At 70.1% G+C, this 14,088-nt stretch carries 13 protein-coding genes; 8 read left to right on the top strand and 5 right to left on the bottom strand.

The window, feature by feature from the left end:
* Positions 1-34: 34 nt before the first annotated feature.
* From ABZS64_RS06690 to ABZS64_RS06670, 5 genes are all read right to left on the bottom strand, one after another.
* Positions 35-1,084: a 2-oxoacid:ferredoxin oxidoreductase subunit beta gene (locus ABZS64_RS06690; RefSeq protein WP_355824021.1), complete on the bottom strand. Its 1,050-nt coding sequence runs from the start codon at positions 1,082-1,084 to the stop codon at positions 35-37.
* The gene (locus ABZS64_RS06685; RefSeq protein ID WP_355824018.1) at positions 1,077-3,026 is read right to left on the bottom strand and encodes a 2-oxoacid:acceptor oxidoreductase subunit alpha; all 1,950 of its coding nucleotides are present in this window, start codon (positions 3,024-3,026) and stop codon (positions 1,077-1,079) included. Before ABZS64_RS06685 ends, ABZS64_RS06690 begins: the two co-directional genes overlap by 8 nt.
* Before the next feature lie 249 nt (positions 3,027-3,275).
* Positions 3,276-3,935 carry a response regulator transcription factor gene (locus tag ABZS64_RS06680; RefSeq protein ID WP_355824131.1) on the bottom strand — a complete coding sequence of 220 codons (660 nt, stop codon included), beginning with the start codon at positions 3,933-3,935 and terminating at the stop codon, positions 3,276-3,278.
* Between the two features lie 246 nt (positions 3,936-4,181).
* Positions 4,182-5,495, bottom strand: coding sequence for a sensor domain-containing protein (locus tag ABZS64_RS06675; RefSeq protein WP_355824129.1), 1,314 nt, complete (start codon positions 5,493-5,495; stop codon positions 4,182-4,184).
* A 574-nt stretch (positions 5,496-6,069) separates the two neighbouring features.
* Complete coding sequence (locus tag ABZS64_RS06670; RefSeq protein ID WP_355824015.1) at positions 6,070-7,251, bottom strand: sensor domain-containing protein; 1,182 nt, start codon at positions 7,249-7,251, stop codon at positions 6,070-6,072.
* A gap of 191 nt (positions 7,252-7,442) precedes the next feature.
* Between ABZS64_RS06670 and ABZS64_RS06665 the strand changes: the two genes are divergently transcribed.
* From ABZS64_RS06665 to ABZS64_RS06630, 8 genes are read left to right on the top strand one after another with little or no spacing between them, the layout of a single operon-like run.
* A complete protein-coding gene (locus ABZS64_RS06665) occupies positions 7,443-7,841 on the top strand; it encodes an NADH-quinone oxidoreductase subunit A (RefSeq protein WP_355824012.1) in 399 nt (132 codons plus the stop codon).
* Positions 7,832-8,425, top strand: a complete 594-nt coding sequence (locus ABZS64_RS06660; protein WP_355824010.1) for an NADH-quinone oxidoreductase subunit B family protein — start codon at positions 7,832-7,834, stop codon at positions 8,423-8,425. The genes ABZS64_RS06665 and ABZS64_RS06660 overlap by 10 nt, the downstream gene beginning before the upstream one ends.
* The gene (locus ABZS64_RS06655; RefSeq protein ID WP_355824007.1) at positions 8,422-9,609 is read left to right on the top strand and encodes an NADH-quinone oxidoreductase subunit C; all 1,188 of its coding nucleotides are present in this window, start codon (positions 8,422-8,424) and stop codon (positions 9,607-9,609) included. Before ABZS64_RS06660 ends, ABZS64_RS06655 begins: the two co-directional genes overlap by 4 nt.
* Positions 9,606-10,574 carry a complex I subunit 1 family protein gene (locus ABZS64_RS06650; RefSeq protein ID WP_355824004.1) on the top strand — a complete coding sequence of 323 codons (969 nt, stop codon included), beginning with the start codon at positions 9,606-9,608 and terminating at the stop codon, positions 10,572-10,574. The genes ABZS64_RS06655 and ABZS64_RS06650 overlap by 4 nt, the downstream gene beginning before the upstream one ends.
* On the top strand, positions 10,574-11,134 hold the full coding sequence (locus ABZS64_RS06645; protein ID WP_355824001.1) for an NADH-quinone oxidoreductase subunit I: 561 nt from the start codon (positions 10,574-10,576) through the stop codon (positions 11,132-11,134). Before ABZS64_RS06650 ends, ABZS64_RS06645 begins: the two co-directional genes overlap by 1 nt.
* Positions 11,131-11,700, top strand: a complete 570-nt coding sequence (locus ABZS64_RS06640) for an NADH-quinone oxidoreductase subunit J (RefSeq protein ID WP_355823998.1) — start codon at positions 11,131-11,133, stop codon at positions 11,698-11,700. The genes ABZS64_RS06645 and ABZS64_RS06640 overlap by 4 nt, the downstream gene beginning before the upstream one ends.
* On the top strand, positions 11,700-12,077 hold the full coding sequence (gene nuoK, locus ABZS64_RS06635; protein WP_355823995.1) for an NADH-quinone oxidoreductase subunit NuoK: 378 nt from the start codon (positions 11,700-11,702) through the stop codon (positions 12,075-12,077). Before ABZS64_RS06640 ends, nuoK begins: the two co-directional genes overlap by 1 nt.
* Positions 12,074-14,086: an NADH-quinone oxidoreductase subunit L gene (locus ABZS64_RS06630; protein WP_355823993.1), complete on the top strand. Its 2,013-nt coding sequence runs from the start codon at positions 12,074-12,076 to the stop codon at positions 14,084-14,086. Before nuoK ends, ABZS64_RS06630 begins: the two co-directional genes overlap by 4 nt.
* Positions 14,087-14,088 lie beyond the last annotated feature (2 nt).

The raw sequence follows: 14,088 nt of genomic DNA, 5'->3' as shown, positions 1-14,088 counted from the left end.
GGGAGATCCGGGCCTCGGGCGGTTCGGCGACAGGTCAGCCGACGACGGTCCAGGTGTCGTTGCCGGCGAGCAGTGCGGCGAGGTCGCCCTTGCCGTTCTGCTCGATGGCGGAGTCGAGCTGGTCGGACATCTGGATGTCGTACACCGGCCGCTCAACGCTGCGCAGCACCCCGATGGGGGTGTGGTGCAGGGTGTCGGGGTCGGCGAGCCGGGACAGCGCGAAGGCCGTGGTCGGACTCGGGTTGTGCGCGTCGTGGACGAGGATCTGCGACTCGTTGTCGGCGGTGACGTGCACGACCTTGAGGTCGCCGGTGGCCGCGTCCCGTACGACGCCCTTGTCGTTGTCCGTGCCGAAGCGGATCGGCTGCCCGTGTTCCAGGCGGATGACCGCTTCCTGCGCCTGCTGCTTGTCCTTGAGGGCGTCGAAGGCGCCGTCGTTGAAGATGTTGCAGTTCTGGTAGATCTCGATGAGGGCGGTGCCCTGGTGGTCGGCTGCCTGGCGCAGCACCTCGGTGAGGTGTTTGCGGTCGGAGTCGATGGTGCGCGCCACGAAGGACGCCTCGGCGCCGAGGGCCAGCGATACCGGGTTGAACGGCGCGTCCAGGGAACCCATCGGCGTCGACTTGGTGATCTTGCCGACTTCGGAGGTCGGGCTGTACTGGCCCTTCGTCAGACCGTAGATCCGGTTGTTGAAGAGCAGGATCTTCAGGTTGACGTTGCGGCGCAGGGCGTGGATGAGGTGGTTGCCGCCGATGGACAGGGCGTCGCCGTCGCCGGTGACGACCCAGACGGACAGGTCGCGGCGGGAGGAGGCGAGTCCGGTGGCGATGGCGGGCGCGCGACCGTGGATGGAGTGCATCCCGTAGGTGTTCATGTAGTACGGGAAGCGGGAGGAGCAGCCGATTCCGGAGACGAAGACGATGTTCTCCTTCGCCAGGCCGAGTTCGGGCATGAAGCCCTGCACGGCGGCGAGGATCGCGTAGTCACCGCAGCCCGGGCACCAGCGCACTTCCTGATCGGACTTGAAGTCCTTCATGGACTGCTTGGCCTCGGCCTTGGGCACCAGCGAGAGCGCCTCAGTCATTGATGGCCTCCTTGAGAGCCGTGGCGAGCTGCTCGGCCTTGAACGGCATGCCGTTGACCTGGTTGTAGCTGTGCGCGTCGACCAGATACTTCGCCCGGACCAGGGCGGCGAGCTGGCCGAGATTCATCTCCGGTACCACTACCTTCTCGTAACGCCCCAGAACCTCTCCCAGATTCCTCGGGAACGGGTTGAGGTTGCGCAGATGGGCCTGCGCGATGGGGATGCCGGCGGTGCGCAGGCGGCGTACGGCGGCGGTGATGGGGCCGTAGGTGGATCCCCAGCCGAGCACCAGGGTGGTCGCGCTGTGCGGGTCGTCGACGGTGAGGTCGGGGACCTCGATGCCGTCGATCTTGGCCTGGCGGGTGCGGACCATCAGGTCGTGATTGGACGGGTCGTAGGAGATGTTGCCGGAGCCGTCCTGCTTCTCGATGCCGCCGATCCGGTGCTCAAGCCCCGGCGTGCCGGGCACCGCCCACGGCCGTGCCAGGGTCTTGGGGTCACGCTTGTAGGGCCAGAACACCTCGGTGCCATCGGCGAGGGTGTGGTTGGGGCCCTGCGCGAACTGGACCCTCAGGTCGGGCAGTTCGTCGATGTCGGGGATGCGCCAGGGCTCGGAGCCGTTGGCGAGGTAGCCGTCGGAGAGCAGGAAGACCGGGGTGCGGTAGGTGATCGCGATCCGGGCCGCCTCCAGCGCCGCGTCGAAACAGTCCGCCGGAGTCTTGGGGGCGACGATCGGCACCGGCGCCTCGCCGTTGCGGCCGTACATGGCCTGCAGCAGGTCGGCCTGCTCGGTCTTGGTCGGCAGACCGGTGGAGGGACCGCCGCGCTGGATGTCCACCACCAGCAGCGGCAGCTCGAGGGAGACGGCGAGCCCGATCGTCTCCGACTTCAGGGCGACACCGGGGCCGGAGGTGGTGGTGACGGCCAGCGCGCCGCCGAAGGCGGCTCCCAGCGCGGCACCGATGCCGGCGATCTCGTCCTCGGCCTGGAAGGTCCGCACGCCGAAGTTCTTGTGCTTGGACAGTTCGTGCAGGATGTCGGAGGCCGGGGTGATCGGATAGGAGCCCAGGTAGAGGGGCAGGTCGGCCTGCTTGCTTGCGGCAACGAGCCCGTAGGAGAGGGCGAGGTTGCCGGAGATGTTGCGGTAGGTGCCGGTGGGGAAGGCGGTGCTGGCCGGGGCGACCTCGTAGGAGACGGCGAAGTCCTCGGTGGTCTCGCCGAAGTTCCAGCCGGCGCGGAAGGCGGCGATGTTCGCCTCGGCGATGGTGGGCTTCTTGGCGAACTTGGACCGCAGGAACGTCTCGGTGCCCTCGGTCGGCCGGTGATACATCCACGACAGCAGCCCGAGCGCGAACATGTTCTTGGAGCGTTCGGCTTCCTTGCGGGACAGCCCGAAGTCCTTGAGCGCCTCGATGGTCAGCGTGGTGAGGGGGACGGGGTGGACGTGGTAGCCGTCCAGCGAGCCGTCCTCCAGCGGGCTGGTGTCGTAGCCGACCTTGGCCATCGCGCGCTTGGCGAATTCGTCGGTGTTGACGATGATCTCGCCGCCGCGGGGCACGTCGTCGATGTTGGCCTTCAAGGCGGCCGGGTTCATCGCGACGAGCACGTTCGGTGCGTCGCCGGGCGTGAGGATGTCGTGGTCGGCGAAGTGGAGCTGGAAGCTGGAGACCCCGGGCAGGGTGCCGGCGGGGGCGCGGATCTCGGCGGGGAAGTTCGGCAGCGTGGACAGGTCGTTCCCGAACGACGCCGTCTCCGAGGTGAACCGGTCACCCGTGAGCTGCATACCGTCACCGGAGTCACCCGCAAAACGAATGATCACCCGGTCCAGTCGGCGGATTTCCTTCTCGCCGGCGGGCTTGCGCTGTTCCCCGACAAGAGCCTCATTGGCCTCGTCATTGGCCTCATCGGCCTGCTCGGCTGGGCTACTGACCTGGCTGGTCACTGAACTGGACCTCCCTCGAGGCGGCGGCTCGGGCCCGGTCGGCCCTCCGGCCGTCCCACTAGCCACCCTACGTCGGTAAGGATGGCCTTCCCTGGACCGCTCACATGTCGGGCACTACTTTGAGATGTCCCGACGCCCTTGTTTGCCATGTTTTGTTCGCCCCCCGGGTTCTTTCTGAAAGACGCTCCCCATCCATACTTCGGTTCTGGGACTAATGACCGGCTCAACATCTGACAGAGTGTCAGCCAATTACGAGTTCAGGTAGGTCAACACCGCCAGTACACGCCGGTGATCCCCGTCACTGGGGGACAGCCCGAGCTTCAGAAAGATGTTGCTGACATGCTTCTCCACCGCGCCGTCGCTCACCACCAGCTGTTTGGCGATCGCTGAATTCGTACGCCCCTCGGCCATCAGACCCAGGACCTCGCGCTCGCGCGGGGTGAGATTGGCCAGCACATCCTGCTTGCGGCTCCGGCCCAGCAGCTGTGCTACGACCTCGGGGTCCAGCGCGGTGCCGCCCCGGGCCACCCGCACCACGGCGTCCACGAATTCCCGCACCTCGGCCACCCGGTCCTTGAGCAGATAGCCGACGCCGCGGCTGCTGCCCGCGAGCAGCTCGGTCGCGTACTGCTCCTCCACGTACTGCGAAAGGACCAGCACCCCGATCCCGGGATGGTCCCGGCGCAGCCGCACCGCCGCGCGTACGCCCTCATCCGTATGAGTGGGCGGCATCCGCACGTCGGCGACCACCACATCGGGCAGCGACTCCTGCGCGGCGAGATCGCCGACTGTCTTGATCAGCGCGTCCGCGTCTCCCACGCCGGCCACGACATCGTGCCCGCGGTCGGTCAGCAACCGGGTCAGGCCCTCCCGAAGCAGCACTGAATCCTCGGCGATGACCACCCGCACCCTGTCCTCCACGACCCTGAAGCCCCCATGTCGATCTGCTTCCCACCCCTGCGCCTTCCAGCATCCCAGTATTGGGACGGGAGTGGGCCCAAGCTGGGGGAATCGACGGAATTGGGGGCGTACGGGCGTGTGGCGCCGGGGTCGCAGTGCGGCCAGGTGTGGGGCGGCGGTGTCATCCGGCCGGGGCCCGTGTCGCGGCCGGTGCCGGAGGGGGCCGCCGGGGGCCGGTTTCGGCGCCGGGCCGGCTCAGCCGCGCCAGGGGAGCTCGGCGGTCACCGTCGTCGGACCGCCGGCCGGGGAGTCGAGGGCCAGGATCCCGTCGACCGCGTCCAGCCGTTCCGCCAGGCCCGCGAGACCGCTGCCGCCGGAGAGGTCGGCGCCGCCCCGGCCGTCGTCGGTGACCTGCAGCATCAGCCGGTCCTGAGAGCGCCAGACGTCGACCGTGGCGCGGCCGGCCTGCGCGTGCTTGCTGATGTTCTGCAGCAGCTCGGAGACGGTGAAGTAGGCGATGCCCTCGATGGCGGGGGCGGGCCTGGAGGGCAGATCCACCTCGACCGTCACCGGGACAGTGCAGCGGGACGCGACGGCGGAGAGCGCGGCGTCGAGCCCGCGGTCGGTCAGTACGGCGGGATGGATCCCGCGCGCCAGATCGCGCAGCTCCTGCAGAGCCACCTTCACCTCGCCGTGCGCCTCGTCCACCATGCGGGCGGCCGCGTCCGGATCCTCGGCCAGCTTCTCCTTGGCGAGCCCCAGATCCATGGCGAGCGCGACGAGGCGGGCCTGGGCCCCGTCGTGCAGATCGCGCTCGATACGCCGCAGATCGGCGGCCGCGGTGTCGACGACCACGCCGCGGTCCGACTCCAGCTCGACGACACGGGTGTCGAGCGAGGAGGGGCCGAGCAGCCCCGTGACCATGACCCGGTCGACCGAGGCGAGGCCGCGGATCAGCCAGGGGGTCGCGAGGACGAGCACCAGGCCGACGGCGGCGGTGGAGCCGATCTCGAACGGGGTGTCGAGATAGAAGTGGTTGCCGTCGCTGTCGCCGTAGAGCGAGATACCCGACTCGTCGAGGTAACGGGGGAAGGTCCAGTGCCACAGCGGATACGTCAGCAGGGCCCAGCCGTTGACCCAGAAGGTGACCGAGACGACGAAGGCGAAGGTCGCCCACGGGAAGTGCAGCAGGGCGTAGACGAGATGCCGCCAGGACGCCCCGCTCTTGAGGACCGCGCCGACCCAGGACATCAGCCCGTTCGTACGGGCCCGGACGGGCGCGGGGTCCCCGACGTCGAGCCGCAACAGCCCCCGCGCCCGGGCCCGCTCCATCGCCCCGAGCCCGCGGCACCCGGCCAGACCGGCGGCCAGGATCGGGATCCCGAGGAAGGTGATGAGCATGCCCGCGCCGAGCGAGACGGCCGTGATGGCGAAGGTGAAGAAGACGATGCTGATCGGCAGGCTCAGCAGCAGATAGCAGAACTCCCGCCAGGTCCGCCCTTCGAGCGGCGCGCGCAGAGCCGCGGGAAGGAAGTGCTCCCGGCGCTCGGATCCGTATTCCGTGGCCATCGAGGTCGTCCGTTCTGCGATGCGGGCTGTCATGGGTCAAGCGTGGGCCGGGGGGAGGCCGCGACACCATGAGGGCGGGCACCGTGTTGGGTAGGGGGTTTTCCCTACCATGCGGGTTTCCAGGGGTCGTGGTGGGCGTGGGCCGAGGGGCGTTGGTGGTTGCTGCCCGGTGGGTGGTCTCGCGGGCGAGCCCCGAGAGGCAGAGCAGTTCTGCGTGAGCGGCGCGAAGCTGCCGCACAGGAGGGGGCTGAGGCCGCCGCCCCCGCGTATCTCCCTCGCTCGCCGGGCGGCGCGTGCCCTGCGTCCCGCACCCGCCTGGGAGGCGTGGGCGCGAGCCCGATGTGGTCCTCCGCGGCGGAGCCGTCGGAGCCGCAGGCGGTGGGGGGTGTCAGCCCTCACATCTCTGAGCCTGGCCCGGCCGGTGCGGCGCGCAGGTGCGAGCCCGTCTCGTGCTCCGCGGCGAGGCCGCCGGAGTCTCGGGTCGCGGGGGCGTCAGCCCCCGACACCCCTCCCCCAGGGGTCTGGGGGCGCAGCCGCCAGTTTCGGGAAGGGGCGGGTGGGGACAACAATCCCCTCAGACCTCGGCCCGCCCCCGCCACGGCAGCTCCGCCGTCACCACCGTCGGCCCCCCCACCGGCGAGTCCAGCACGAACAGCCCGTCCACCGCCCCGAGCCGTTCCGCCAGGCCGGACATGCCCGAGCCCCCGTCCAGCCGCGCGCCCCCGCGACCGTCGTCCGTGACCTGGATCAGCAGGCGGTCGTTCGCCCGCCAGACGTCGACCGCTGCGCGGCCGGCCTGCGCGTGCTTGCTGACGTTCTGCAACAGCTCGGAGACGGTGAAGTAGGCGATGCCCTCGATCGCCTCGGCCGGCCGTTCCGCCAGGTCGACGGTCACCTTCACCGGCGCCGTACAGCGCGAGGCCACCGACGAGAGCGCCGCATCAAGACCCCGGTCGGTCAGCACGGCGGGATGGATCCCCCGCGCCAGATCGCGCAGTTCCTGCAGCGCGAGCTTCACCTCGCCGTGAGCCTCGTCCACCATCACCGCCGCCGCGTCCGGATCTTCGAGGAGCTTCTCTTTCGCGAGGCCGAGCCCCATGGCGAGGGCGACGAGGCGGGCCTGGGCCCCGTCGTGGAGATCGCGTTCGATACGCCGCAGATCGGCGGCCGCCGTGTCGACGACGACCCCCCGGTCGGACTCCAACTCCGCGACGCGCCGTTCCAGTTCGTCGGAGGGGGAGAGCAGCCCGCGGACCATCGCCCGGTCCGCGTTGGTCAGCCCGCGCGCGACGAAGGGCAGTACGGGCCAGAGCACGAACAGGCCCACCAGCGTCACGGCGAAGGTCAGCACCCCCCACGGCAGCCGTATGAAGGAGTACAGCACCGACCGCCACGCAACCGGGTCCTTCAGGCTTGTCCACAGCCAGGGGAAGAGCCCCTCGCGCCGGTGCCCCGGGCGGCCGTGGAGGGGGCTCGGCTCGTCGATCCGTATGCCGAGCAGCGCCCGTGCCCTGGACCGCTCCGTCCTGCCGAGCACGCGCGCGCCCGCGAGCCCGAGGGCGAGGAGCGGCAGCCCGATCACTGTCACCGACAGGGTCGCGCCGGTGAAAATCATGAACGCCACGTACACAAAGCCGATCAGCGCGACCGGCAGATTGCAGAGGAGATGGGCGATCTCCTTCCAGGTGTGGCGGTCGTAGGCGAAGCGCGCGGCAGGCGGCCGGTCGTCGTCGGGGGCGGTGATGCTCGCGGTCATGCGCCCAGCCTGCCGGGCCGGGTCGTCGCACGCCATGGGGTTCATGGGTGGGATGAAGTAGGGATAACCCCACCTGATGTGCGACGCGACTGCTTACGGTCCCTTTAGCAGGGCCTAGACTCCGATGCGTAGAGATAGATCGTCGAACAGATCGAACAGATTGCCAACGAGTCAGGGAGCGAGGGGCGGACGTGCCGGAACCGACCGTGGCCGTGCTCGCGGCGGACTATTTCGAGAGCTACTCGGTCGTCGGACTGCTCGCGCTGATCGGCGTGCTGTTCGTCGCCGTGGCCTTCGGGGCGGGCCGGCTGCTGCGGCCGGTGGTGCCCACGCCGGAGAAGCTGCTGACGTACGAGTGCGGAGTCGACCCGGTCGGCGAGGGCTGGGCGCACACCCAGGTCCGCTACTACGTCTATGCCTTTCTGTACGTGATCTTCGCCGTCGACTCGATCTTCCTCTTCCCGTGGGCGACCGTCTTCGCCGCCGCGGGATACGGCGCGACGACACTCGTGGAGATGTTCATCTTCCTCGGCTTCCTGGCCGTGGGACTGCTCTACGCATGGAAGAAGGGCGTCCTGACATGGACGTGACCCGGCCCGAACTCCTGCCGGAGCCGCAACGCCTGGGTGTGCTGTCACGCCTGGCCCCGGAGCCCATGAAGGTGGTCCTCAACTGGGGACGCCGCTACAGCCTCTGGGTCTTCAACTTCGGCCTCGCCTGCTGCGCGATCGAGTTCATCGCCGCTTCGATGGCGCGCCACGACTTCATCCGGCTCGGTGTGATCCCCTTCGCGCCCGGCCCGCGCCAGGCCGACCTGATGGTCGTCTCGGGCACGGTAACGGACAAGATGGCCCCGGCGGTCAAGCGCCTGTACGAGCAGATGCCCGAGCCCAAGTACGTGATCTCTTTCGGTGCCTGCTCCAACTGCGGCGGCCCGTACTGGGATTCGTACTCCGTGACCAAGGGCGTCGACCAGATCATCCCCGTCGATGTGTACGTGCCCGGCTGCCCGCCCCGCCCCGAGGCCCTGCTCCAGGGGATTCTGACCCTGCAGGAGAAGATCGCGCGCGAGTCGCTCGGCGAGCGGTACGGGAACGGTGGCGCCCGGGCGTCCGTAGATCAGCTGCGCAGCGGTCTGGTCACCCCGCCGCCGGTACCGGGAGGTGACCGGTGAACGCCTACGACCCCGCCTATGACCGGCTCCCCGACGCCGTCACGGAGATCTTCGGCGAGGAAGCCACCGCCGAGCGGGCGTACGACCTGCTCACGGTCGATGTCCCTGTCGGCTCCTGGATCGCCGCACTCGAGATCGCCCGCGACAAGCTGGGCTGCACCTATTTCGACTGGCTGAGCGCGGTCGACGAACCGGGCACGGGCTTCCGCGTCTGCGCCCATGTCGTGGCACTGGGCGGCGGTACGGTCCACCGCTTGCTGCTCCGTACGACCGTTTCGCACACCGCCCCCTCCCTCCCCTCCGCGGTCGAGATCTACGCGGGCGCGGCCTGGCACGAGCGCGAGACGTACGAGATGTTCGGCGTCGACTTCACCGGCCACCCGCACCTCGTCCCCCTGCTCCTCCCGGACGGCTTCGAGGGTCACCCGCTGCGCAAGGACTTCGTGCTGGCGGCCCGGGTCGCGAAGGCCTGGCCCGGCGCGAAGGAGCCGGGGGAGTCGGAGCACGGCGGCCCGAAGCGCCGCCAGATGCTCCCGCCGGGCGTCCCGGACCCGAACGAATGGGGCCCCCTCAAGGGCCAGCTCCCCCCTGCCCCGGCCCGCCCCGCAAGGGCAGCCCGCACGGCAGGCGCACCCGCCGCCCCGGGCGAACGCCCGCCCCGCCGCGCCCGCAGCGTGTCGGAAGGCTCGGCCTCGCAGGAAGCTGCGCCGACCGAACGCCCGCCGCGCCGCGCCCGCAGCGCATCGGAAGGCTCGGCCTCGCAGGCCTCCGCGGCTGTTCCCGAAGCGCCGGACGCGGCGGAGGCGCCGGACGCTGCGGTGGCGGCCGAGGCTCCCGCGGCCCCGCCCCGTCGCGCCCGCACCGCCTCCGAAGGCTCGGCCTCCCAGCAGCCCACCCCGGACGCCCCCTGGCACAACGCCCGCCCGGCCTTCGACGAGTCGGCCGAGGGCGAGGCGGCGCCGACCAAGGCCCCGGAGGCACCCGCGCCGGAGGCACCCGCGCCGGAGGCACCCGCGCCGGCCGAGGAGGCCGCGCCGGCCGCCGAAGAACCGGCCCCCGCTGCCGAGGAACCGGCCGCCGAGGAACCGGCTGCGACCGAACCCACCCCACAAGCCCCCGTCCGGCCCGAGGCCGACGAAGCCCCGGCCGACGACGCGGCCGAACGCCCCGGAGGAGACGCGTGAACGACGCTCTTGACGTCGCCCTCCGACTGGTCGTCGTCTTCGCCGTATTCCTGGTCCTTCCCCTCGTCATCGGGCAGACCGAGCACAAGGTGATGGCCCATATGCAGGGGCGCCTCGGCCCCATGTACGCGGGCGGCTTCCACGGCTGGGCCCAGCTCGTCGCGGACGGCGTGAAGTTTGCGCAGAAGGAGGACGTCGTCCCGGCCGGTGCCGACCGCCGCATCTTCCAGCTCGCGCCCGCCGTCGCCCTCCTGCCCTATCTCCTCGTCCTCGTCGCGATCCCGATCGGCCCGAGCGAGGGCGCGGTCGGTCAGGTCGTCGATGCGGGCATCTTCTTCGTGCTCGCCGTGATGGGCGTCGGGGTCCTCGGCTCGCTCATGGCGGGCTGGGCATCGGCCAATAAGTTCTCCCTCCTGGGCGGACTGCGCACCGCCGCTCAACTGCTGGCGTACGAACTGCCGATGCTGCTCGCCGCCGCCTCCGTCGCCATGGCCGCCGGCACGGTCTCGCTGCCCGGCATCCTGAACGCCTTCGAGTGGTGGTGGCTGCCCTGGCAGATCGTGGGCGCCCTGGTCTTCTTCACAGCGGGCCTCGCCGAACTCCAGCGCCCGCCCTTCGACATGCCGGTCGCCGACTCCGAGATCATCTTCGGCGCGTACACCGAGTACACCGGCCTGCGTTTCGCACTGTTCCTCCTCGCCGAGTACGCAGGGATCATCGTCCTGTGCGGTCTGACCACCGTCCTCTTCCTGGGCGGCTGGCACGGCCCGTTCGGGGCGGACGGTCTCGGCTGGGTCTGGACCCTGCTCAAGACGGCCGTGCTCGCCTTTGTCGTCATCTGGCTGCGCGTGAGCTATCCGCGGATGCGCGAGGACCAGCTGCAGAAACTCGCCTGGACCACGCTCATCCCGCTCGCCCTCGCCCAGATCGCCCTCACCGGCATCGTGAAGGTGGTGATCCAGTAATGCCTCCGATCCCCGGATCCGGTCTCGCCAAGGGCCTAGCAGTCACCCTGCGGACGATGACGAAGAAGACCGTCACTCAGCAGTACCCGGACGCCCAGCCCGAACTCCCGCCCCGCAGCCGCGGCGTGATCGGCCTGTTCGAGGAGAACTGCACGGTCTGCATGCTCTGCGCCCGTGAGTGCCCCGACTGGTGCATCTACATCGACTCCCACAAGGAGACGGTCCCGGCCGCCGCCCCCGGCGGTCGCGAGCGCAGCCGCAATGTCCTCGACCGGTTCGCCATCGACTTCGCGCTCTGTATGTACTGCGGTATCTGCATCGAGGTCTGTCCTTTCGACGCGCTGTTCTGGTCACCGGAGTTCGAGTACGCGGAGACGGACATCCGCGAACTCACCCATGAGCGGGACAAGCTCCGCGAGTGGATGTGGACGGTGCCCGCGCCGCCCGCGCTCGACCCGGGCGCCGAGGAGCCGAAGGAGATCGCCGCGGCCCGCAAGGCAGCGGAGAAGCTCGCGGCCGCCCAGGCGGAACCCCCGGCGGACGAGGGAGGCCCGGCATGATGCTCGCCGCAGCCGGGACGCACGGCTTCCTCTCCCCGACCGGCGTCGAGATCGCCTTTCTCCTCGTCGGCCTCGCCACGCTCGGCGCCGCCGCCATCACGGTCACGACCAAACAGCTGGTGCACGCCGCCCTCTGGCTGGTCGTGGCGCTCGGCGGCCTCGCCGTCGAATATCTGCTGCTGACGGCCGAGTTCATCGCCTGGGTGCAGGTCCTGATCTACGTCGGTTCCGTTGTCGTCCTCCTTCTCTTCGGGCTGATGCTCACCAAGGCCCCCATCGGCCGCTCCCCGGACGCCGACTCCCGCAACGGCTGGGTCGCCCTCGCCGTGGCCGTCGCCGCCGCAGGAGCCCTGGTCTGGGTGGTCGTTGACGCGTTCCGTACGACCTGGATCGACCTGGACGGACCCGCCCAGGGCTCCACCCAGGTGTCCGGCGAGATCCTCTTCCGGCACTGGGTGCTGCCCTTCGAGGCGCTCTCCGTACTGCTGCTCGCCGCCCTCGTCGGGGCGATCGTCCTGTCCCGCAAGCACGCCAAGGACGCCAAGGCTCCCGAGGGGAAGAGCTGATGCACCTCGCCTATCCCGCCGTGCTCGCCGTCCTCCTTTTCAGCGTCGGGCTGTACGGAGTGCTCGCACGCCGCAACGCGATCCTGGTCCTGATGTCCGTCGAGCTGATGCTCAACGCGGTCAACCTCAACCTCGTTGCCTTCGACGTCTGGATGCGCGACACCCTGCACGCCGGCCAGGCGCTCACCCTCTTCACCATCGCCATCGCCGCAGCGGAGATCGGCATCGGCCTGGCGATCGTCCTGATGGTCTACCGCAACCGCGGAACCTCGGACGTCGACAAGCTTCGCGACACCGCCGAGGGCCCCGACGGTGAGCCCCACGCCCCTGACGCCGACGCAGCCACCGCGGCGCAGAAGGCTGAGGCCACCGCGTGACCACCACGACCCTCGCCGTCCTTGTCCCCCTTCTTCCGTTCCTGGGCGCCGCGGCCGGACTCCTGCTCGGCCGTACGGCACCCGGTTTCGTACGGCCCCTGGCTGTCCTGCCCACCCTCGCCGCGGCCGCCATCGCCGTCCTCGTAGCCGTCCGCCAGGGCGGGGGCAAGGCGATCGTCGCCTCGACCGAACTCACCCCGACCGGGTCGGTCCCCATCGACCTCGCCCTGTACCTCGACGGCTTCGCGGTCCTCGTCGCCGTCCTGGTCGGCGTCGTGGCGTCGTGCGTGCAGATCTACTCGACGGGCTATCTGCGCGACGACCCGCGCTACCCCTCGTACGCGGCGCTCGTCTCCCTCTTCACCTCCGCGATGCTGCTCGTCGTCTACTCCGGCGACCTGATGGTGCTCATGGTCGGCTGGGAGATCATGGGCATCTGCTCGTACTTCCTCGTCGGCCACTACTGGGAGACGCCCGAGGCACGCGCCGCCTCCCTCAAGGCCTTCCTGGTCACCAAGCTCGGCGATGTCCCCTTTCTCTTCGGTCTGTTCGCGCTCGCCGTCGACGCCGGTACCTTCCGAATTACCGGAATCCTTGGCTCCGTCGCGGCCGGCGGGATCGAGCACCCCACGCTGATCGCTCTGCTGCTTCTCGCCGGTGTGGCGGGCAAGTCGGCGCAGTTCCCGCTGCACACCTGGCTGCCCGATGCGATGGCTGGCCCCACCCCCGTCTCCGCGCTGATCCACGCCGCGACGATGGTCGCCGCCGGTGTCTACTTCGTGGCCCGACTCCTTCCCGTCTTCTCCGCCTCTGCGGCAGCGATGATCGTCCTCGCGGTGATGGCCGCCGTCACCATGGCCGGCTCGGGCCTCGCCGCCCTCGCCCAGGACGACATCAAGCGCGTCCTCGCCTACTCGACCATCGGCCAGCTCGGCTATATGACGGGCGCGCTCGCCTCCGGTGACCGGGGCGCCGCTGTCTTCCACCTCCTGTCGCACGGTGCGTTCAAGGCGCTCCTCTTCCTCGCCGCCGGCGTGATCATCCACGCCGCCGGAACCAACTCGCTCGCCGCCATGTCCCGGATGAGCGGTCTCGCCAAGCGCATCCCCGACGCGTACTGGACGATGACCGTCGCCCTGCTCGCGCTCGCCGCCATCCCTCCCTTCGCCGGCTTCTTCTCCAAGGAAGCCGTCCTCGTCGCCGCCGAGCACGCGGCGCTCGGCGAATCCGACATCGCCCCCGCTGCGGCCGGCTGGACGGTGCTGGTCTCCGGTCTGATCACCGCCCTCCTCACCGCCGCGTACGCGATGCGTCTGTGGCTGCTCGCCTTCCGCGGCCGCGGAGCCGAAGCCCCGGACCACGGCCGCCAGCCCATCGCCATGAATGCCGTGCTCTGGGTGCTCGCAGTCCCCTCACTCGGCTTCGGCCTGACCGTCGGCTACCTCAACGACTGGTTCGACGGCCACAGCCTCACCCCGACCGTCACCACTGCCGTCCTCGGCACGGGTGTCGCGCTCGTCGGCGGACTGATCACCTACGGCACCTGGCGCGCCCTGCAGTTCCGCGCGGGAGCAGCGGTCGCACGGGCCCCTATGGGCGCCGTCGCCGCCCATCCGGACGCGGCGCCGTCGGTCATCGAGGCCGAGGCCATCGCGACTCACACCCTCGCGTACGGCGACATTGCTGCGGCCCCCGACCCGTCGGACCCCGGCCGTCTACTGCTCGGCCCGCTCCACCGCCACGCCGCCGCCGGTTTCCACGTCGACGCCCTCTACTCCGCGCTGTTCGTACGTCCCGTCCGGGCCGCCGCCCAGCTGGTCAGCTTCCTGGACCGGGAGGTTGTCGAGACGTACGTACGCGGTTCAGGCACGGGAGCCCGCTGGCTCGGCGCGGCCGTCCGCCGCGCCCAGACCGGCAATGTGCAGACCTACCTGAGCGCGCTGCTGGCAGGCTCCGTCGTCCTGGCGATCGCTGCCGTCGTCCTTTCCAACGTCAACGCGGGATCGTGAGC

It is taken from the genome of Streptomyces sp. NPDC005408, from assembly GCF_040606445.1.
Lineage (GTDB): Bacteria > Actinomycetota > Actinomycetes > Streptomycetales > Streptomycetaceae > Streptomyces.
Note: the sequence above shows the minus strand (reverse complement) of the source record. Positions and strands in the feature narration are given on the sequence as shown.